19 protein-coding genes are annotated in these 19,300 nt (G+C 69.8%); 15 read left to right on the plus strand and 4 right to left on the minus strand.

Annotated features, from left to right (window positions below; genetic code table 11):
• Positions 1–894, plus strand: coding sequence for a carbohydrate ABC transporter permease (locus ACP699_RS12960; RefSeq protein WP_017831195.1), 894 nt, complete (start codon positions 1–3; stop codon positions 892–894).
• Positions 891–1,787 (plus strand): carbohydrate ABC transporter permease, encoded by an 897-nt coding sequence (locus tag ACP699_RS12965; RefSeq protein ID WP_270410316.1) that lies wholly within the window; start codon positions 891–893, stop codon positions 1,785–1,787. The genes ACP699_RS12960 and ACP699_RS12965 overlap by 4 nt, the downstream gene beginning before the upstream one ends.
• Positions 1,788–1,804: 17 nt before the next feature.
• Here the strand turns inward: ACP699_RS12965 and ACP699_RS12970 are convergent, their stop codons facing one another.
• Positions 1,805–2,461, minus strand: a complete 657-nt coding sequence (locus ACP699_RS12970) for a GntR family transcriptional regulator (protein WP_055869235.1) — start codon at positions 2,459–2,461, stop codon at positions 1,805–1,807.
• Positions 2,462–2,610: 149 nt separating this feature from the next.
• Between ACP699_RS12970 and ACP699_RS12975 the strand changes: the two genes are divergently transcribed.
• The 6 genes from ACP699_RS12975 (at position 2,611) to ACP699_RS13000 (ending at position 11,385) form a co-directional block, all read left to right on the plus strand.
• Positions 2,611–4,725, plus strand: a complete 2,115-nt coding sequence (locus tag ACP699_RS12975; RefSeq protein ID WP_426171666.1) for a beta-galactosidase — start codon at positions 2,611–2,613, stop codon at positions 4,723–4,725.
• Positions 4,722–6,110: an aminomethyl-transferring glycine dehydrogenase subunit GcvPA gene (gcvPA, locus tag ACP699_RS12980; RefSeq protein ID WP_426171668.1), complete on the plus strand. Its 1,389-nt coding sequence runs from the start codon at positions 4,722–4,724 to the stop codon at positions 6,108–6,110. Before ACP699_RS12975 ends, gcvPA begins: the two co-directional genes overlap by 4 nt.
• Positions 6,107–7,690, plus strand: a complete 1,584-nt coding sequence (gene gcvPB, locus ACP699_RS12985; RefSeq protein ID WP_017831200.1) for an aminomethyl-transferring glycine dehydrogenase subunit GcvPB — start codon at positions 6,107–6,109, stop codon at positions 7,688–7,690. The genes gcvPA and gcvPB overlap by 4 nt, the downstream gene beginning before the upstream one ends.
• Positions 7,687–8,934 carry an ATP-NAD kinase family protein gene (locus tag ACP699_RS12990; RefSeq protein WP_426171670.1) on the plus strand — a complete coding sequence of 416 codons (1,248 nt, stop codon included), beginning with the start codon at positions 7,687–7,689 and terminating at the stop codon, positions 8,932–8,934. The genes gcvPB and ACP699_RS12990 overlap by 4 nt, the downstream gene beginning before the upstream one ends.
• Positions 8,935–8,975: 41 nt before the next feature.
• Positions 8,976–9,734 (plus strand): SDR family NAD(P)-dependent oxidoreductase, encoded by a 759-nt coding sequence (locus ACP699_RS12995; RefSeq protein ID WP_127481625.1) that lies wholly within the window; start codon positions 8,976–8,978, stop codon positions 9,732–9,734.
• A 130-nt stretch (positions 9,735–9,864) separates the two neighbouring features.
• The gene (locus ACP699_RS13000) at positions 9,865–11,385 is read left to right on the plus strand and encodes an SDR family NAD(P)-dependent oxidoreductase (RefSeq protein ID WP_055869241.1); all 1,521 of its coding nucleotides are present in this window, start codon (positions 9,865–9,867) and stop codon (positions 11,383–11,385) included.
• Positions 11,386–11,509: 124 nt separating this feature from the next.
• Here ACP699_RS13000 and ACP699_RS13005 read toward each other — a convergent pair whose 3' ends face one another.
• Both ACP699_RS13005 and ACP699_RS13010 read right to left on the minus strand, forming a co-directional pair.
• A complete protein-coding gene (locus tag ACP699_RS13005) occupies positions 11,510–12,592 on the minus strand; it encodes a sensor histidine kinase (RefSeq protein ID WP_426171673.1) in 1,083 nt (360 codons plus the stop codon).
• Between the two features lie 10 nt (positions 12,593–12,602).
• The gene (locus tag ACP699_RS13010) at positions 12,603–13,274 is read right to left on the minus strand and encodes a response regulator transcription factor (protein WP_028503005.1); all 672 of its coding nucleotides are present in this window, start codon (positions 13,272–13,274) and stop codon (positions 12,603–12,605) included.
• A gap of 87 nt (positions 13,275–13,361) precedes the next feature.
• On the opposite strand from ACP699_RS13010, the gene ACP699_RS13015 reads away from it, so the two are divergent.
• The 7 genes from ACP699_RS13015 to ACP699_RS13045 are packed head-to-tail and all read left to right on the plus strand — an operon-like array spanning position 13,362 to position 18,150.
• Positions 13,362–14,030, plus strand: coding sequence for a M15 family metallopeptidase (locus ACP699_RS13015; RefSeq protein WP_127481628.1), 669 nt, complete (start codon positions 13,362–13,364; stop codon positions 14,028–14,030).
• On the plus strand, positions 14,027–15,151 hold the full coding sequence (gene alr / locus ACP699_RS13020; protein WP_426171674.1) for an alanine racemase: 1,125 nt from the start codon (positions 14,027–14,029) through the stop codon (positions 15,149–15,151). Before ACP699_RS13015 ends, alr begins: the two co-directional genes overlap by 4 nt.
• The gene (locus ACP699_RS13025; RefSeq protein ID WP_017831208.1) at positions 15,148–16,098 is read left to right on the plus strand and encodes a D-alanine--D-alanine ligase family protein; all 951 of its coding nucleotides are present in this window, start codon (positions 15,148–15,150) and stop codon (positions 16,096–16,098) included. The genes alr and ACP699_RS13025 overlap by 4 nt, the downstream gene beginning before the upstream one ends.
• The gene (locus tag ACP699_RS13030; protein ID WP_426171676.1) at positions 16,095–17,138 is read left to right on the plus strand and encodes an acyltransferase family protein; all 1,044 of its coding nucleotides are present in this window, start codon (positions 16,095–16,097) and stop codon (positions 17,136–17,138) included. Before ACP699_RS13025 ends, ACP699_RS13030 begins: the two co-directional genes overlap by 4 nt.
• 54 nt (positions 17,139–17,192) lie before the next feature.
• Entirely contained in the window at positions 17,193–17,582 is a 390-nt protein-coding gene (locus ACP699_RS13035; RefSeq protein ID WP_029260102.1) for a VOC family protein, read from the plus strand.
• Positions 17,583–17,629: 47 nt separating this feature from the next.
• The gene (locus ACP699_RS13040; RefSeq protein ID WP_055869246.1) at positions 17,630–17,890 is read left to right on the plus strand and encodes a type II toxin-antitoxin system prevent-host-death family antitoxin; all 261 of its coding nucleotides are present in this window, start codon (positions 17,630–17,632) and stop codon (positions 17,888–17,890) included.
• On the plus strand, positions 17,887–18,150 hold the full coding sequence (locus tag ACP699_RS13045; protein ID WP_055869247.1) for a type II toxin-antitoxin system RelE family toxin: 264 nt from the start codon (positions 17,887–17,889) through the stop codon (positions 18,148–18,150). Before ACP699_RS13040 ends, ACP699_RS13045 begins: the two co-directional genes overlap by 4 nt.
• Positions 18,151–18,249: 99 nt before the next feature.
• On the opposite strand, the gene ACP699_RS13050 is transcribed toward ACP699_RS13045, so the two are convergent.
• Complete coding sequence (locus tag ACP699_RS13050; RefSeq protein WP_082524355.1) at positions 18,250–19,266, minus strand: ABC transporter substrate-binding protein; 1,017 nt, start codon at positions 19,264–19,266, stop codon at positions 18,250–18,252.
• Positions 19,267–19,300: the final 34 nt, after the last annotated feature.

A 19,300-nucleotide genomic window follows, 5' to 3' on the forward strand; every position in this document is an offset into this window, starting at 1 on the left:
ATGACCTCTCGGACCTCGCCCGGGTCCGGCCGTCGACGGCTGGACCCGGGTAGGGCCGGACGCTGGTTCGTGCTGCCGGCTGCCGCCCTGCTCCTGTTCTTCTTCGCCTATCCGCTGGGCGCCTCGCTCTGGCAGAGCCTATTCCGCACCGAGGGCGGCGTCACGAGCTTCGTCGGACTGGGTCAGTACGAGCGGCTGTTCTCCGACCCGCTGATCGCGAAGAGCCTGCTCAACGCCGGACTGATCCTCATCGTCCAGGTGCCGCTGATGATGGCGCTCGCCGTGGGTCTCGCCTACCTGCTCAACCAGTCGTGGCTGCGCTGGCGATCGGGATTCCGCCTTCTCACGTTCCTCCCGGCGGTGACCACTCTCGTCGCGTACGCGGTGGTGTTCCGGGTGCTGCTCGCCACCGACGGCGGCGCCGTGAACCAGATGCTGGGTGTGCTCGGCGTCGCCCCGATCGACTGGCTGAACAACGAGTGGTGGGCACGGGTCTCCGTGATCGCGGCGGTGACCTGGCGGTGGACCGGCTACAACATGGTCATCATCCTCGCCGGCCTGCAGTCGATCCCCCCGGAGCTCTACGAGGCGGCCAAGGTCGACGGCGCCGGACGCTGGCAGACGTTCTGGAGCGTCGTGCTGCCGCAGCTGCGCCCGGTGCTGATCTTCACGGGGATCACCTCGACGATCGGCGCACTGCAGCTGTTCGACGAGAACTTCATCCTCACCGGCGGCGGCCCCAACGACGCCACGCTCACCCCGGTGCTCTACCTGTACAAGGTCGGGTTCCGACAGTTCGACTTCGGCTATGCATCAGCCATCGCCTGGATGCTGGTGCTGATCACCGCGATCATCGCCGTCGTGCAATTCCGGGTCATGAGGGAGAAGCCATGACAGATCTCGCCACCCGCACCCTGGTCACCTCCGGCCGCGACACCCGCAGCCTCGGCGCGGGGGAGCGCGGCGCCCGTTCGCGCATGCTGCGGCTGCCGCTCTACCTGCTGCTGATCGCCGCCTCGGTGGTGTCGATCATCCCGTTCCTGTGGATGGTCATCGCCTCCACCCATCCGAGTTCCGAGCTGTTCGGCACTCCGCTCCCGGTGCTCCCCGGCGACGCGCTGTGGGAGAACCTCGCCCGCCTGGAGGAGAGCATCGGCTTCAGTCGCGTGATGCTCAACAGCCTCCTGATCGCGGTGATCTACACGGTCTTCAGCTCGATCGTCAGCATCATGTGCGGCTATGGGCTCGCCACCTATCGATTCCGTGGCCGCGGCGTGCTGCTCGCTCTCGTGCTCGTGACGATGATGATCCCGATGCAGGTGCTGCTGGTGCCGCTGTTCCAGATCATGGCCGGCATGGGGTGGATCGACACCTATCAGGCCGTGATCCTGCCGTTCCTGGCGAACGCGTTCGGGATCTTCCTGATGCGCCAGGGCTTCCTCGACTTCCCGCCGAGCCTGATCGAGGCGGCCAGGATCGACGGCGCGAGCGAGCTGCGCACGTTCTATCGGATCGTGCTTCCGGTCGCGAAGCCGCAGATCGCGGCGCTCGTGATCTACACGTTCATCAGCCAGTGGAACGCGTTCATCTGGCCACTGCTCATGCTCAACACCGAGGCGAACTACACGGTTCCGGTCGCGCTGAACACGATGATCGGCATGAGCCGCGTCGACTACTCGGGTCTGATGCTGGGGTCGCTGCTGGCCACCCTGCCCCTGCTCCTGCTGTTCCTGATCTTCCAGAAGCAGTTCGTCGCAGGTCTCCTCGGCGGCGCGGTGAAGGGGTGAGGGGATACGGGGGCGGTCTACGCCGTGAAGTACGAGCTCGTAGCGTTGTCGAGGATGCGCTGCATGCCGTGCATCCAGTTCAGCTTGAGGGCCTCGACGGCGCCGGGTATGTCGCCGTCGGCGAGGTGGCGGGCGATCTCGACGTGCTCGGCGGCGACGCGTTCGACCTTGACGTCTTCGGGCACGAGCAGCGACTCGTAGCGGTGGAACGAGCTGCGCACGTTGTCGATCACCGCAAGGAGTCGGGCGTTCGGGCAGGCCGACAGCATCACGCTGTGCCACTCGTCGTCCTTGGTGATGACGAGCTGATGCTCCACGAGCTCATCGGCGAAGGCGTCGGCCATCTCCTTGAGCCGTCCGCCGATGCGACGCAGCTCGTCGGGCGGGCTGAGCTCGATCGCGAGGCTCTCGAGCGCCGCCAGGACAGGGGCCAGATCGCGGAACTCGGAGGCGCTGAGCGGCACGAACCGGAAGCCCTTGCCGTTCTCGCTCTCGATCTGCCCCTCCGACTCGAGGGCGATGAGCGCCTCACGCAGGGGCGTGCGGCTCACGCCGAGTTCGGTGGCGAGCTGGACCTCGTTGATGCCCTCGCCGGGCTGCACGAGTCCGGCGCGCATGCGGTTCAGCAGCTCCTGCCGAACCTGCGAGCGCAGGTTCTTGCGTTCGATCGCCATGCGTCCCCTCTTCTGCCGCCTGCCCGTCAGCCTATGGGTTGACGGGCCTCGGACGACGTCCTAGTGTGTTGTATACAGAATACAGCTGATCCGGGATTCGCACCAGTGCACCGCCGGATCGGCCGGTGACGACTCAGAGAGGAGACTTCGTGCCCGCACCCGATGGTGACCAGCCCACCCGACGCGTCCGCCTCGATGCCCTCGCCTACGGTGGCGACTACAACCCCGACCAGTGGTCGGAAGAGACCTGGCACGAAGACATCCGTCTGATGCGCGAAGCCGGCGTGAACATGGTGAGCCTGCCGATCTTCAGCTGGCCCCAGCTGGAACCGGAGCCCGGCGTCTACGACTGGGCGTGGCTCGACCGCATCATCGAGCTGCTCTGGGAAGCGGGCATCGCGATCGACATCGCCACAGCGACCGCGACCCCGCCGTCGTGGCTGCTGCGCGCTCATCCCGAGATGGCACCGTGGGATGCCGACGGTCACCGCCTGGAGTTCGGATCCCGTCAGACCTACTGCCCGTCGTCGCCGATCTGGCGGGAGAACGTCGCGCGGATGACCCGGGCGATGGCAGAACGGTACGGAGAGCATCCCGGTCTCGCCATGTGGCACATCTCCAACGAGTACGGCGATCACACCTCGCGCTGCTGGTGCCCCGAGTCGGCACGGCACTTCCGTCGCTGGCTGCAGGACCGCTACGGCGACCTCAACGGACTGAACGAGGCGTGGGGCGTGAACGTGTGGGGTCAGCGCTACACGTCGTGGGAGCACATCGAGACGCCGAAGAAGGCGCCGGGGCCGGTCAACCCCACCAAGCTGCTCGACTTCGAGCGCTTCTCGTCCGACGCCCTGCTGGAGCTCTTCCAGGTCGAGATCGACGTGCTGCGCGAGGTCACACCCGACATCGCGGTGACCACGAACTTCATGAGCATGTTCCGCGACCTGGACTACTGGGACTTCGCCGCTGTCGAAGACGTCGTGACCGATGACGCCTACCCCGAGCCCGCCGACCCGACCTCGCATGTCGGCGCGGCCCTCAACTACGGCCTCATGCGCTCGCTCAAGGGCGGGCAGCCGTGGCTGCTGCTGGAATCCTCGGCCAGTGCGACCAGCTGGCGCGACGTGAACGTGCCCAAGGCGCCGGGCAAGATCCGCATCGAGAGCCTGCAGGCGGTCGCGCACGGCTCCGACGCCGTGATGTTCTTCCAGTGGCGTCAGGCCAAGTACGGCCAGGAGAAGTTCCACTCCTCGATGCTCGGTCATCGCGGAGAGCGCTCGCGCAGCTTCCGGGAGACCAAGGCGCTGGGCAACGAGCTGAAGAAGCTCGAACCCGTGCGCGGCACTCGGGTGCGCTCGCGCGTGGCGCTGGTGGTGGACTGGGACTCGTGGTGGGGCACCAGCGCCGTCGAGTCGCTGCCCTCGCAGCGTCTGCAGTGGGCGCAGCAGGCCCGAGCCTGGCACCGGGCGCTGTACACGCTCGGCCAGCCGGTGGACGCCGTCAGGGCGACCGGTCCCTTCGACGCGTACGACGTGGTCGTGGTGCCGAACCTCTACATCGTGGAGCAGCCGCAGGCCGACGCGCTGCGGGCCTTCGTCGAGCGCGGAGGGCACCTCGTGGTCGGACCGTTCTCCGGTGTGGTCGACGCGACCGAGAAGGTGCACGACGGCGGAGCGCCGGGACCGCTGCGCGACCTGCTGGGCATCGAGGTCGACGAGCAGTGGCCGATCGCCGACGGTCTGACCGAGAGCATCGACTACGCGGGCGACACCCTGACCGTGCCGTCGTGGAGCGAGTGGCTCGAGGCCGACGACGACGTGGAGGTGCGCGGCACCTATGCGAGCGGCGAGCTCGACGGCCTGCCCGCGGTGACCCGTCGCACGGCGGGGGCGGGCTCGGCCTGGTACGTCAGCGCGATGTTCGACCCTGAGGGCCTGCTCCCGGTCTTCCGTGATGTGCTGCGCACGGCCGGCGTTCCCGCCCGCGCGCACACCGACGTCGAGGTCGAGGTCGTCACGCGCGCCGACGACACCACCGACTACACGTTCTATCTGAACCACGGACGCTCGCCTGTCGCGTTCGAGATCCCGACCCCGGGCGTCGACCTGCTCACCGGCATCCGTCACGCGGACCGGCTCGAGCTCGACCGCTACGGAGTCGCCGTCCTCGCCGCGCCCCGCGCCGCATCCATCCCCTTCGCCACCCCGATCGCGTCTTCGCGTGACACGTCCCTGAGCAACAACGATGAGAAGGAGGACGCATGACCGCCCCGTTCGTGCATCCGTACATCCCCAACACCGCCCCGGAGTCTCGAGCGGCGATGCTCGCAGCCGTCGGTGCCGCGTCGGTCGACGAGTTCTACGCCGACATCCCGGCATCGCTGCGACTGAGCCGTCCGCTCGACCTTCCGGCCCCGTTCGTGGCCGAGCAGGACCTCGCCCGCCACGTGCGGGGGCTGCTCGCCAAGAACCGTTCGACCGCGGAGCGGCTGAGCTTCCTCGGCGCGGGCACCTACAACCACTATGTGCCGGCGGTCGTCGACGAGGTCATCGGGCGCAGCGAGTTCCTGACCGCCTACGCCGGTGAGCCCTACGAGGACCACGGCCGGTTCCAGGCGCTGTTCCAGTACCAGTCGCTGATGGCCGAGCTGCTCGAGATGGACGTCGTGAACGTGCCGACCTACGACGGCTACCAGGCCACGGCGACGGGCCTGACGATGTCGGGACGCCTCACCGGCCGCGGCCGGGTGCTGGTCGTCAGCGACGTGCTCCGCGCGAAGCTCGCGAAGGTGCACGACTACGTGCGCGCGCACCTCACGCTCGATCACGTGCCGACCGTCGGCGGCACGGCCGACGTGGCCGCCGTTCGTGCGGCACTGGGCGATGACGTGGCCGCGGTCTGGGTCGAGACGCCCAGCGCCACGGGAGCGGTCGAGGCCGCGCTGTCGGAGATCGCGGATGCCGCGCACGCGGCGGGCGCCGTGGTCGTCGTCGGCACCGACCCGATCGGCTACGGCGTCCTCACCCCTCCCGCGGTGGCCGGAGCCGACATCGTCACCGGTGACATCCAGTCCCTCGGCCTGCACCAGTGGTTCGGCGGCGCCCACGGCGGCTTCATCGCCGTGCACGACGATCCGACCTTCGTGATGGAGATGCCGTCGCGGCTGTTCGGGCTCGCCACCACCGATGTGCCCGGCGAGTACGGCTTCGGCGACGTGGCCTACGACCGCACCTCGTTCGCCCATCGCGAGGACGGGAAGGAGTGGGTCGGCACGGCCGCGGCCCTCTGGGGCATCGCCGCCGGGGTCTACCTCGCACTCATGGGACCTGCCGGCATGGCCGAGCTCGGCGAGGTGCTCCTCGCCCGCACACGGTACGCGCAGCAGGCGCTCGCCGCGGTGCCCGGTGTCGCGCTCGACGACGATGCCGTTCATCTGCGGGAATTCACGGTGACCTTCGCCGACGTCACGGCGCAGGCGGTCGTCACCGCGCTGCGCGCCAGGGGCATCGAACCCGGGGTGGTCGTGGACGAGCACCGCCTGCTCGTCTGCGTCACCGAACTCACCTCCCAGGCCGACATCGACACTCTGGCGGGCGCACTCGCCGAGGTCACGGCATCCGATCTCTTCGCGAAGGAGCAGAACCGATGAGCCTCCCCGTCGCCCCGAAGCCGGCGCTGCGCCGCTTCCAGCAGGCTCGCTGGGACGAGCCGATCATCTTCGAGCTGACCACGCCCGGCGAGCGCGGCGTACTGGTCTCGCAGGTCGAGCCCGGCGTGCGCGAGGCGGTGGGCGACGTGGTCGCCGCACTCCCCGCCTCCCTGCGCCGTGCGTCGAAGCCGAAGCTGCCTGAGATGGGGCAGATGCGCGTTCTCAAGCACTATCTGCGTCTGTCGCAGGAGAACCTCGGCGCCGACTTCAACGTCGACATCGGGCAGGGCACCTGCACCATGAAGTACGCGCCGAAGATCAACGACCAGCTCGCGAACACCCCGCAGCTCACCGCGATGCACCCGCACCAGGACCCGGCCGACGCACAGGGTGTGCTCGAGATCGTCTGGCAGCTCGAGCGCATGCTCGCCGAGATCTCCGGCATGGACGAGGTCTCGCTGCACACACAGGGCGGGTCGGCCGCGATCTGGGCGAACATCGCCATGATCCGCGCCTTCCACGAGGCCAACGGCGAGGGCGAGCAGCGCCGCGAGGTCATCACCACGATCTTCAGCCACCCCTCGAACGCGGCCGCCGCGAAGGCCGCGGGCTACGAGGTCATCACCGTGTATCCCGACGCCGAGGGCTACCCCTCGCTCGACGCGCTGAAGGCGGCACTGTCGCCCCGTACCGCGGCGATCATGGTCACCAACCCCGAGGACACCGGCATCTACAACCCGGCGATCCGGGAGTGGGTGGATGCCGCGCACGCGGTCGGGGCCCTCGCCTCGTACGACCAGGCCAACGCGAACGGCATCCTCGGGGTCACGCGAGCCCGCGACGCCGGCTTCGACGTGTGCCACTTCAACCTGCACAAGACCTTCGGCACCCCGCACGGCAGCGGCGGACCCGGATCGGGCGCGAACGCCGTGAGTGCGGCGCTGGCCCCCTTCCTGCCGGGGCCGCGGGTGGTGCGCGACGATGACGGGACCTTCGCGGTCGCCGAGGGCGGAGAGCTCTCGATCGGTGCGGTCGGGCCGTTCTTCGGCGTCATCCCCGCCCTCGTGAAGGCCTACTCGTGGATCATGGCGCTCGGAGCCGAGGGGCTGCTGGCCGCGGCCGAGACCGCCGTGCTGAACAACAACTACCTGATGGCTCGCGTTCTCGGGATTCCCGGAGCCTCGGCCCCGTACGCCACCGGCCGCCGTCGCATCGAGCAGGTGCGCTATTCGTGGGAGGAGCTGTACCAGGAGACCGGCATCTCGTCGGAGGAGATCGGCGTGCGCATGACCGACTTCGGCATGCACTACTGGACCAGCCACCACCCCTACGTGGTGCCGCAGCCCTTCACGCTCGAACCGACCGAGTCGTACTCGATGGCAGAGCTCGACGAGTACGCGGCCACCCTTGCCGAAGTGGCGCGAGAGGCACGCGAGACCCCCGAGGTGGTGCGCACCGCCCCGCACAACCAGACCGTGCACCACACGCACCACGACGATCTGGACGACCCCGACCGGTGGGCGATCACGTGGCGCGCGTACCAGCGGAAGTACTTCCCCGCGGAGTCTGTCGCGTCGTGATCGGCCTCGTCGTCAACCCTGTCGCCGGAGTCGGCGGGCCTGCGGGCCTCGCCGGCTCCGACGGCGCGGACGTGCAGCGCCTCGCCCTCGCGCGCGGCGCCCGTTCGCGCGTCCAGGAGCGGGCGGTCCTCGCCCTGACGACGCTCGCCGAACGGCATCCCGGGCTCGAGGTGGCGACCGCCGCCGGTGCGATGGGCGCCGACGCCGTGCGCGCGGCCGGGCTGGTTCCGCGTGTCGTGGCTCCCGCGCTCGGTGTCGAGCGGAACGAGACGGAGGCGGGGGACACCTCGCGTGCGGTGGCGGCGCTCGCCGCGGACGGCGTCGACCTGATCCTCGTGGTCGGCGGTGACGGGACGCTGCGGGATGCGGTCGCGGGTCTCGAAGTGGCCGAGCATCCGTCGGGAGCCGGAACGGATGTCGGGAGACACGCCGAAAGATCCGCACCCGGGGGCATGGACGCCCGACAGGTGCACGCGGATGCCGAGCACGCGGATACGCGCATGCCCGCCGTGCTCGGGGTGCCGGCCGGAGTGAAGATGTACTCGCCCGTGTTCGCGGTCAGCCCGCGGGCGGCGGGGGCGATCGCCGCGGACTGGATCGATCTGGGAGGGCTTCCCACCGACGAGCGCGAGGTGCTCGACATCGACGAGGCCGCGATGCGGCGCGCCCGCGTCGACCCCACGCTGTACGGCATGCTGCGGGTGCCGTACCGGAGCGGCCGCACCCAGGCGCGCAAGGCGCCGACACCCGTGACCGAGGCGGCGGCGGTCGAGGCGGCGGCGCGTGGCGCCGTGGCCCGCATGCTCCCGGGCGTCCGCTATCTGCTCGGTCCCGGCGGCACGACCGCCGAGATCGCCCGGCAGCTGGGCGTCGAGGGATCCCCGCTCGGAGTGGATGTCGTGCTCGACGGCACGATCGTCGTCTGCGGCGCGAGCGAGCAGGAACTCCTCGCCGAGATCGCCGAGGGGCCGGCTCAGGCCGTGGTCACCGTGATCGGCGGCCAGGGATTCCTGCTCGGGCGCGGCAACCAGCAGCTCTCGGCCGCCGTCCTGCGTGCTCTCGGCGACGACCCGCTCCTCGTCGTCGCCCCCGAGCAGAAGCTCATCGATCTGCACGGCCGCCCGCTCCTCGTCGACACCGGCGACCCGGAACTGGATGCGAGACTCGCCGGACACATGCGCATCGTCACCGGCTCGGGTACCAGCAGCCTGTACGCCGTGAGCGCCCCCGAACTGACTCCCTGACTGCGTCTGACATCTTCTGAACGAACCCGAAAGGACACCCCATGCGTCTCGAGAACAAGAAGGCCATCGTCACCGGCGGTGCCGGCGGCATCGGTCGTGCCACCTCGCTCGCGCTCGCCGCCGAGGGCGCGGCCGTCGCTGTCGTCGACCTGAACGCGGAGGCGGCAGAGGCCGTCGCGCAGGAGATCCGTGCCGCGGGTGGCACCGCCATCGCGATCGCGGCCGACGTCGCGAGCGAACCCGACATCGAACGGGTCATCGCCACATCTCTCCAGGAGCTCGGCGGAGTGAACGTCGTCTTCAACAACGCGGGGATCATCCGTCGCACCACGGCGGTCGAGACGACCGTCGAGGAGTGGGATCGCGTGTTCGGCGTGAACGTGCGCTCGATCTTCCTGATGTGCAAGCACATCGTGCCGATCATGGAGGCGGCGGGCGGAGGCTCGATCATCAACACCGGATCAGGCTGGGGCCTCAAGGGCGGCGGCCAGGCCCTTTCGTACTGTGCCTCGAAGGGGGCGGTCGTGAACATGACGCGTGCGCTCGCGATCGACCACGGCCCCGCCGGCATCCGGGTCAACTCGGTCAACCCCGGCGACGTGAACACCGGGATGCTGCGCGACGAGGCCCGTCAGCTCGCGCAGGACACCGACGCCTTCCTCGCCGAAGCCGCCGATCGTCCGCTGCGACGGATGGGCGAGCCGAGCGAGGTCGCGCAGGCCGTGGTCTGGCTCGCGAGCGACGACTCCTCGTACGTCACGGGGTCGGCACTCGTCGTGGACGGCGGCGGGATCGCGTAGCTGCGGTGAGCCCGCGCACTCCGTCGAGTGCGCGGGCTCTCGACGTCGCGCCGTGCGCTCGACGACCGGCTCATGTGCCCCGCGGGCGGGGTCGGGCGTACCCCCAGGACACTCGCGTAAAATCAGCACAATGACCGACGCCCCCTCCGACGCTGCACCCGACCTCGGACCGGGCGTCGACCCCGACGATCTCGCCACGACTCTTCGCGTACTCGCCGAGCTGCACCAGATCGACAACGAGCATCCGGACTTCGTCGCCGTGCGCCATGCGACCGCGGCGATGTTCAAGGCCGTCAAGCGGGTGCGCCGCAAGGAGATCCGCGATGCGATCGCCGAGGCCGACAAGGCCGTGGTCGCCCGCACCGCCACCGGAGCGCCCGACCGCATCGACGACGAGACGCGCGGCAACGACCTCGCCACGAGCGTGATCGACGCCCCGATCGCGGGCGAGCTGCTCAAGCCCCGCAACTGCTACATCTGCAAGCAGCCCTACACGCAGGTGGATGCGTTCTACCACCAGCTCTGCCCGGACTGCGCCCGCTTCAGCCACGGCAAGCGCAACGCCCGCACCGACCTCACCGGCAAGCGCGCCCTGCTCACGGGTGGTCGCGCCAAGATCGGCATGCACATCGCGCTGCGGCTGCTCCGCGACGGGGCGCACACCACGATCACCACCCGATTCCCGCGCGACGCCGTCCGCCGCTTCTCTGCTCTGCCCGACTCGGCCGACTGGCTGCACCGTCTGCGCGTCGTCGGCATCGATCTGCGCGATCCCGCCCAGGTGATCGGCCTCGCCGACTCGGTCGCGGCCCAGGGTCCGCTCGACATCCTGATCAACAACGCCGCGCAGACCGTGCGCCGCTCGCCGGGTGCGTACTCGCTGCTGGCGGATGCCGAGCTGCAGCCGCTTCCCGACGGACCGCTGCCCGAGATGGAGACCTTCGGTCACACGGCCGACCCGCACCCGCAGGCGCTGCAGGCATCCGTCGACGCGCATCCGCTGCTCTCGGTCGCGGCCCTCGGTGGCACGGTCGCCGAGCAGGGCGGCCAGGCGCTCACGGCCGAAGACCTCGCACGCCTCGCGATGGCCCCCGGATCCTCGTCGCTGGAGAAGCACGCCGATGGCACCGCGATCGACGCCGGCGGCCTCGTGCCCGACGTGAACCGCGTGAACAGCTGGGTGCAGTCGATCGAGCAGGTCGATCCGCTCGAGATGCTCGAGGTGCAGCTCGCCAACACCACCGCACCGTTCCTGCTCATCAGCCGTCTGCGCGCGTCGATGGCCGCCTCGGGTTCGCACCGCAAGTACGTGGTGAACGTCTCGGCCATGGAGGGGCAGTTCTCCCGCCGCTACAAGGGGCCAGGCCACCCGCACACGAACATGGCCAAGGCCGCACTCAACATGCTCACGCGCACCAGTGCCGGTGAGATGCTCGAGAAGGACGGCATCCTGATGACGGCCGTCGACACCGGGTGGATCACCGACGAGCGTCCGCACTACACGAAGGTGCGCCTGGCCGAAGAGGGCTTCCACGCCCCGCTCGACCTCGTCGACGGCGCCGCCCGCGTGTACGACCCGATCGTGCGCGGCGAGGCCGGCGAAGACATCCACGGCGTGTTCCTGAAGGACTACGAGCCCAGCCCCTGGTGAGCCCGCGCTCCCGTATCGGTTCATCCGTCGGGAGAAAGGGCGGATGTCGGGCCGAAGATCCCCATCTGCTCCGGCATCCGGAAGATCTTCCGACATCTGAACCGGGACGGGGACGGCAGCCTGGTCAGGCGGAAGGCTCGACCGGGTACGGATGTGGCAGCCACACCGTCACGATCAGGCCGCCGTCCGTCCGCGGGGTGAGCACCAGCGTGCCCCCGTGGGCCTGCGTGATGCGGTCGACGATCGCGAGACCGAGTCCCGCCCCGGCATGGTCGTCGCTGCGGGTGCGCTCGGCACCGCGCTGGAAGGGTTCGATGAGCGTCGCCACGCGGTGCGCCGGCAGCAGCTCGCCGGTGTTCTCCACGACCAGTGCGACGGCGTGGGGCATCGAGTGCGTCCGCACGGCGACGGCCCCACCCGACGGCAGGTTGTGCACGATCGCGTTGAGCACGAGGTTCGTCACCAGCTGCGGCAGGAGGGCGGCGGAGCCGAGTACAGGGGCCGGGGCACCGCCCACCTCCACGACGACGCCGCGACGGTCGGCGAGCGGCACCAGCGCCTCGACCGCTCCTTCCGCGAGGAGCGACAGATCCACGATCTCGCGGGTGAACGCGCGACGGTCCGCCCGGCTCAGCAGCAGCAGCGCTTCGGTGAGTTCGATCGCGCGGGCGTTGACCTCCTGCAGGCGGGCGATCAGCGCATCGACGTCGCGCTCGGGGTCATCGCGGGCGACCTCGAGCAGCGTCTGCGAGATCGCGAGAGGGGTGCGCAGCTCGTGCGAGGCATTGGCGGCGAACCGCTGCTGCTCGGCGACGTGGGCCTCCAGCTGCTCGAGCATCGAGTCGAAGACGTCGGCGAGGTCGCGGAACTCGTCGCGGGGGCCGGGGAGGGCGATCCGGTGCGAGAGCGACCCCTGCGCCGCCAGCCGCGCCGCGTCGCCGATGCGCTCGAGAGGCGCCAGCATTCGACCGGCGAGCAACCAGCCGCCGCCGAGTCCCAGGGCGAGCAGTACCACCATGACGACCGAGGCGACTGGCACGAACGCCCTGATCAGGTCGGAGCGGTTCGGCACCCGGAAGTCGATGTAGGGGATCTGCACGTCCGGTACGTAGCGCAGCAGATACAGGCCCACGGCGGCGAGAAGCAGCAACCCCGACACCAGCACGACAGCCGCATAGCTGAGCGTGAGCTTCAGGCGGGCGCTCATGCCGGGGCGCCTACGCATCGGCGTCCGTCCCGATCCGGTATCCGACACCCGGCACGGTGAGGATCAGCCATGGTTCCCCCAGGCGCTTGCGCAGCGAGGAGACCGTGATGCGCACGGCGTTCGTGAACGGGTCGGCGTTCTCGTCCCAGGCGCGCTCCAGCAGCTCCTCGGCGCTGACCACCCCGCCCTCGGCATCGACCAGCACCTCCAGCACGGCGAACTGCTTGCGGGTCAACGCCACATAGCGGTCGTCGCGGTACACCTCACGGCGGAAGGGGTCCAGGCGGAGCCCCGCGACCTCCAGCACGGGCGGCCGGCTGCGCTGTCGTCGGCGGTCGAGGGCGCGCAGGCGCAGCACGAGCTCGCGCAGTTCGAACGGCTTCGTGAGGTAGTCGTCGGCGCCGATCTCGAAGCCGGTCGCCTTGTCGTCGAGCCGGTCGGCGGCGGTGAGCATGAGGATCGGGATGCCGCTGCCGGAGGCCACGATCCACCGGGCGATGTCATCGCCGGACGGGCCGGGAACATCGCGGTCGAGCACGGCGAGGTCGTAGGAGTTGATGCTCAGCAGCTCGAGGGCGGTGTCGCCGTCGCCCGCGATGTCGGCGGCGATCGCTTCCAGGCGCAGCCCATCGCGTACCGCCTCGGCGAGGTAGGGCTCGTCCTCGACGATCAGTACACGCATGGCTGCGATCCTACGCAGTGCGGCATATCGGCAGCGTATGCAAAAGCGCATACGCCCTGGCAACCGGCCCTCTTCTTCACTGGGAGCATGAACACCCGCACCACCCCTCTTCCGCTCCGAGCGCGCCGTCGCCGCAGGGTCATCATCACCGCGATCGCGTTCGCCGCCGCCGTGATCCTCGCGATCGCGGTGCAGCAGTCGCTGTCCGTGGCCTTCGCCGACGCCACGCATTCGGACCCATCGCCTGCGTCCACCCCCGTTCCGACCGGAGACATCACCGGATCCGTCATCGCCCCGAGCGAGGCCGACGGGGTGATCCGCGACGACGACAAGCCCACGGTCTTCGAGGTGGACAGAGTCGCCGTGGGTAACCTCGACTCCGCCCTGCTCGAGGCTCTGCAGCGCGCAGCATCCGATGCGGAGCGCGACGGCGTCACCTTCCGGGTGAACAGCGGATGGCGCTCGCCCGCACTCCAGGAGCGGATGCTGCAGGACGCGATCGTCCAGTACGGATCCGAGAACGAGGCGCGCCGCTGGGTGGCCACCCCCGAGACCTCGGAGCACGTGACGGGCGGTGCCGTCGATCTCGGTCCCTGGTCGGCGCTCGATTGGCTCGCACAGCGCGGCTCGCGCTACGGCCTCTGCCAGATCTACGCCAACGAGTCCTGGCACTACGAGCTGCGCCCGGAGGCCGTCGACGACGGATGCCCCGAGATGCTCGCCGACCCGACCGCCGACCCGAGGACGAAGCGATGACCACTCTTCTCGCCACCGAACCCGTGACCTTCTCCCGCCTGCACGCGCCGACACTGTGCACCCTCCCCGATGCCGTCGCCGAGAACCTGAGGCACGTGCGAGCCGTGACCGCCGTGCCGATCATGGCCGTGGTGAAGGCCGACGGCTATGGACACGGGGCCGTCACCGTCGCGAGAGCCGCGGTCGCCGCCGGGGCCGACTGGCTCGGGGTGACCGACGTCGCCGAGGCGCTCGCGCTCCGCGACGCCGGACTCGACGTGCCGATCCTGTCGTGGTTGAACCCGTCGGGCGTCGATGCCGAAGCCGCCGCCGCGCACCGCATCGACATCGCGATCGGCTCGGTCGAAGAGCTGCGCCAGCTGATCGCCGACGCCGCGGACCCGGTGCGAGTGCATCTGCATCTCGACACCGGCATGGCGCGGGGAGGGTGCCCTCTCGACGACTGGTCCGAGCTGTTCCGACTCGCGCGCTCCGGACGGGGCAGGGTCGAGGTCGTCGGGCTGATGGGTCACCTGCCGCGAGCGGACGAGGCCGATCCCACGGCGAACGCGGCTGCGGTGCTGCGCATGCGGCAGGCACGCGATGCCATGCTGCGCGCCGGTCTGGGCCCTGTGCTCGTGCACCTCGCCGCGACATCCGGCGCCCTGACCGACCCCGCCACGCACTTCGGTATGGTGCGGATCGGCGCGGGGCTGGTCGGCATCGATCCCTCGGAGACGACCGCGCTGGTCGGTGCGTCGCGCTGGACGGCGCCCGTCGTGCACAGTGCCCTCGTGCCGGCGGGGACGGCCGTCGGCTACGGCGGCACCCACCTCACCGCTCGGGAGACGCATCTGGCCGTCGTCGGCGTCGGATATGCCGACGGTGTTCCGCGCGAGCTCGCGCCCGGCGCGGGGGTGGCGATCGGCGGGGTGCGGCATCCGATCGTCGGGAGGGTGTCGATGGATCAGATCGTGGTCGATACGGGCGCCGCGCTCTTCCCTCGGGGTGCGGTCGCGACGGTGTTCGGACCCGACGGAGGGGCCGTGCCATCGGTCCAGGAGTGGGCGCGGTGGGCGGGGACCATCCCGCACACGGTCGTCACCGGAATCGGGGCGCGAGTGCGGAGGAGCGTCGCATGACGACGAAGGTGCTGGTCGTCGGCGGCGGGCAGAACGCCGAGCACGAGGTGTCGCTGGCGTCTGCCGCCGCGGTTGCCGCTGCGCTGCGGATGGGGGATCACGAGGTGACGTGCGTGACCATCGACCGCGACGGGATCTGGCGCGTCGACGGCCGCCCGAACGGGGGATCGCCGGCCGAGTCGCTGGCGCTGGCGCTTCCGCTGCTCACACGGACCGACGTCGTCTTCCCCGCGGTGCACGGCGCCCTGGGCGAAGACGGAGCTCTCGCGGCGCTGTGCGCGCTCGCCGGAGTGCGTGTGGTGGGTTCGGGGCTGCGGGCCGGGGCCATCGGCATGGACAAGTGGACGACGAAGCTGGTGGCGGATGCCGTCGGGCTCGGAACCGCGCGCGGTCGCCTCGTCTCGGCGGACGACATCGGCGACGTGGAGTTCGAGGGCGAGATCGTGGTGAAGCCGGTGTCGGCCGGGTCGAGCCACGGCGTGAGCCTTGTGACGAGGGAGGAGGATCTGCTCGCCGCGCTGCACGAGGCCGCGCGCTTCGACCGCCGGATCCTGGTCGAGGAGGTCGTGCGGGGGCGCGAGATCGACGTGGCGGTGCTGCGTGAGAAGGGCGGCATCCGCTGGGCGGCTCCGCCCCTCGAGATCCACGCGACGGGACTGTTCGACACGGCCACGAAGTACGACGGCAGCGCGCGGTTCACGGTTCCGGCGCAGCTCGATGCGGCCGAGGTGGCCGCGCTCAAGCGGGCGGCGATCGCGGTGTTCGATGCCCTCGGCTGCGACGGGGTCGCGCGGATGGACTTCTTCCTGACCGACCGGGGTCCGGTGCTGAACGAGGTGAACACCATGCCAGGTCTGACGGCTGCGTCGCAGGTGCCGCGGATGTTCGCGGCGGCGGGCGTGACCTACGTCGACCTGGTGGCGCGGCTCGTGCGCGCGGCGTCGTGACGGGGCCTTCCGCCTCTCGCGTCGGATGGCCCGATGTCGCGAAAGGCATCTGCATCATCCTGGTGGTGCTCTGGCATGTGGTGACCAAGCATGCGATCGATGTGGCGGGTGCCGGTCCCGTGACCGACGCCTGGGCGATGCTGAACGCCCAGCTGCTGCCGTTGCGGATCCCGCTGTTCTTCCTGGTCTCCGGGATGTTCGCCGCACGGGCCGTGCTCGCCGACGACGGGGACTCCTGGCGACGGCGGGCGGCGCGGCTCTCGCTGCTCTATGTCGTCTGGGTGCTCATCCAGACGTTCGTGCTCGCCCTGGCGCCCGACTTCGATACAGCGCGGGCGACCGACGGGTGGGAGCTGCTCGCGCAGCTGACCATCAGCCCGACGAACCTCTGGTATCTGCTTGCGCTCGCCGTATACCTGGCGATCGGTCGACTGACCCGCGCCCTGCCGACCGCCGTGGTGCTGTCGGTCGCCTTCGTGGTCGCGGCGGCCGCCGGGGCCGGCGTCATCCCCGATCTCGGCAACCTGTGGCAGCTGGTGCAGAACCTGTTCTTCTTCCTCGTGGGGCTGCGGCTGCGTGCGGTCGTCGAACGCTTCGCGAAGAGCGTCGGGGTGTGGCGCACGCTCGCGCTCGCGGCCGTGTACGTCGCGGCGCTGGCGCTCGTGGCAGGCCTCGCCATCCGCCTGCTGCCGGGAGTGTGGCCCGCGCTCGCGCTGATCGCGGTGGCGTTCGGGGTGTCGCTCAGCGTGCTCCTCGATCGGCGGGTGGGAGTGATCGCGCGACCGTTGCGCTGGATCGGGCAGCGCACCCTGCCGATCTACGTGCTGCACATGATGCCGCTCGCGCTCATCGATGCGGGGCTGGATGCTGCGGGATGGAGGACGACGCCGGTGCTCGAAGCCATCGGCCCCATCGTGCTGACGGCGGCCGTGATCGTGATCTGTCTGGGCGTGCATGCGCTGCTGATGCGCTGCGGGCTCGGGGCGCTGTTCGACCCCCTGCAGGCGACCGACCGCCTGGTGCCGCGACCGCGCCGATGAAGGGCGCCGATGAAGGGCCTCGACAATCGGTGGAGGACGGCGGATGCTGGAACCATGGCGGCCTTCACAGCGGACAACGCATTCAGCGGATTCAGCGTCGACGACATCGACGCGGCGGAAGAGTTCTACGGCACGGCCCTCGGGCTCGATGTCGAGCGCAACGCGATGGGCTTCCTCGATCTGCGGCTGCCGAGCGGCGGGTCGATCCTCGTCTACTCGAAGCCGAACCACACGCCGGCGAGCTTCACGATCCTGAACTTCCCTGTGGCGGATGTCGATGCCGCGGTCGACGAGCTCATCGCCCGCGGTGTGCAGACCAAGATCTACAGCGACGAGGAGTTCCCCTCCGATGAGCGCGGTATCGTCCGCGGCAACGGTCGCGGCCCGGACATCGCGTGGTTCCGCGACCCGGCCGGCAATGTGCTCGCTGTCATGCAGGCCTGATTTCTGTATCTTCTTCCACTTATGTACATAAGCGGTAGAATGACATCATGAACACGATCAGCCGCAGCGTCCCGTCGAAGGATCTTCGCGACAGCTTGGCCGACGTCCTCGGTGGAGTCGCCTATGGTTCCGAGCGTGTGGGCGTCACTCGCCACGGGAAGCTCACGGCCGTCGTGATCAGCGTGGCCGACCTGGAACTGCTCGAAGAGCTCGAGGCCGCGCGCGATGCGGCCGAGTTCGCGGCGGCCAAGGCTGCAGACGATGGACAGCGTGTGTCGCTCGATGAGCTCCTCACGGAAGTTGCGTGACCACCTATCGGGTGGAGTTCACCACAGCGGCCGCCAAAGAGCTACGCAAACTCGATGCGCAGATCCGTCGACGGGTGCTCTCCGGGATCGCCGAACTCGAGCGCGAACCCCGCCCTCATGGGGTCCGCAAACTCTCCGGTTATGACAACGCGTGGCGGGTGCGCATCGGCGACTACCGCGTTCTCTACGAAGTGATCGACGACCAGGTGCTCGTGACCGTGGTGCGGGTCGCTCACCGCCGAGACGTATACGAGATCTGAACGCCGCGCTCGGGGCGGGATCGATCTGATGCGACACCCCTTGAGCATTCGACGGCGACACCTCGGGGGTCACGCTCCCCGAGGTGTCGCCGGTGCGGATCAGTCGAAGACCGCGTCGGGGTAGAGCTCCTCGGCGATCAGCCGCACCGCCGAGACGTTGCCGAGCGTGCCGGGGAACAGGTCGGTCGAGGGCACCGCGATCAGTCGCCCGTCGCGCACGGCGGGCATATCGGGGAAGGTCGCTGCGAGGTACGAGCGGACAGCGGCCTCGTGCGCGGAGTCGGTCACCGCGAACACGAGTGCATCGGGTGCTTCCGCGGCGAGGGATTCCGGGGTGATCTCGGCGGCGAAGAAGTCGGCGAATGCGGGGTCGTCCGGTGTGAAGACGTTGTCGGCGCCGGCGCGCTGCAGGATGTCGTACTCGATGCCGGCGCCGATCGCGGTGAGGGTCGTCCCCTCCACGAAGACCTGCGCGACGCGCGGGCGGTCCTGCCCCTCGATCGCGGTGTCGACGGTGGCGAGCTCGGCCTGGGACGACGCGATCAGGTCGTTCGCCTCCTTCTCGACCTGGAAGATCGCGCCGAGGTTGTCGAGGTCGATGAAGAGGTCGTCGACGGTGCCCTCCATGCGGCGGTCGAAGCATCCGCCGGTCGCGGTGTACGCGGCGACACCGGCGTCTGCGAGCTGCTCGATGCTGGCGAAGCCCTGCTCGGCGGTGAACTCGTAGGTGGTGGGCGAGTACACGAAGTCGGGTTCGACGGCGAGCAGTTCCTCACGGCTCGGCGGGGAGTCTCCGCCGATGACCGGCACCTCGGCCGCCATGCCCGCGACGTCGGCCGGCAGCTTCTGGGCCGTGGCCTGCGCTTGACCGACGAGTGAATCGGCGAGACCGAGGCGCAGCAGCAGCTCGGTCTGCGACGGGTGCAGCCCGACGACGGCGGTCGGCGTGGTCGGGATCTCGACCGTGCGGCCGCAGTTCTCGATCGTGATCGCCTCGCCGGCGGAGTCGGGTGCGGATCCGGCGGAGACGCCGCCGCCGCATCCGGTGAGGGCGATCGCGCCCAGTCCGACGGTGACGGCGGCGAGCAGACGGGTGGTTCGGGTACGGGGTGTCATTCTTCTTCTCCTTGGTAGGGGGTGGGTTCAGGTG

The organism is Microbacterium sp. DWRC1-3 (assembly GCF_049896645.1).
GTDB classification, from domain to species: Bacteria; Actinomycetota; Actinomycetes; order Actinomycetales; family Microbacteriaceae; genus Microbacterium; species Microbacterium maritypicum.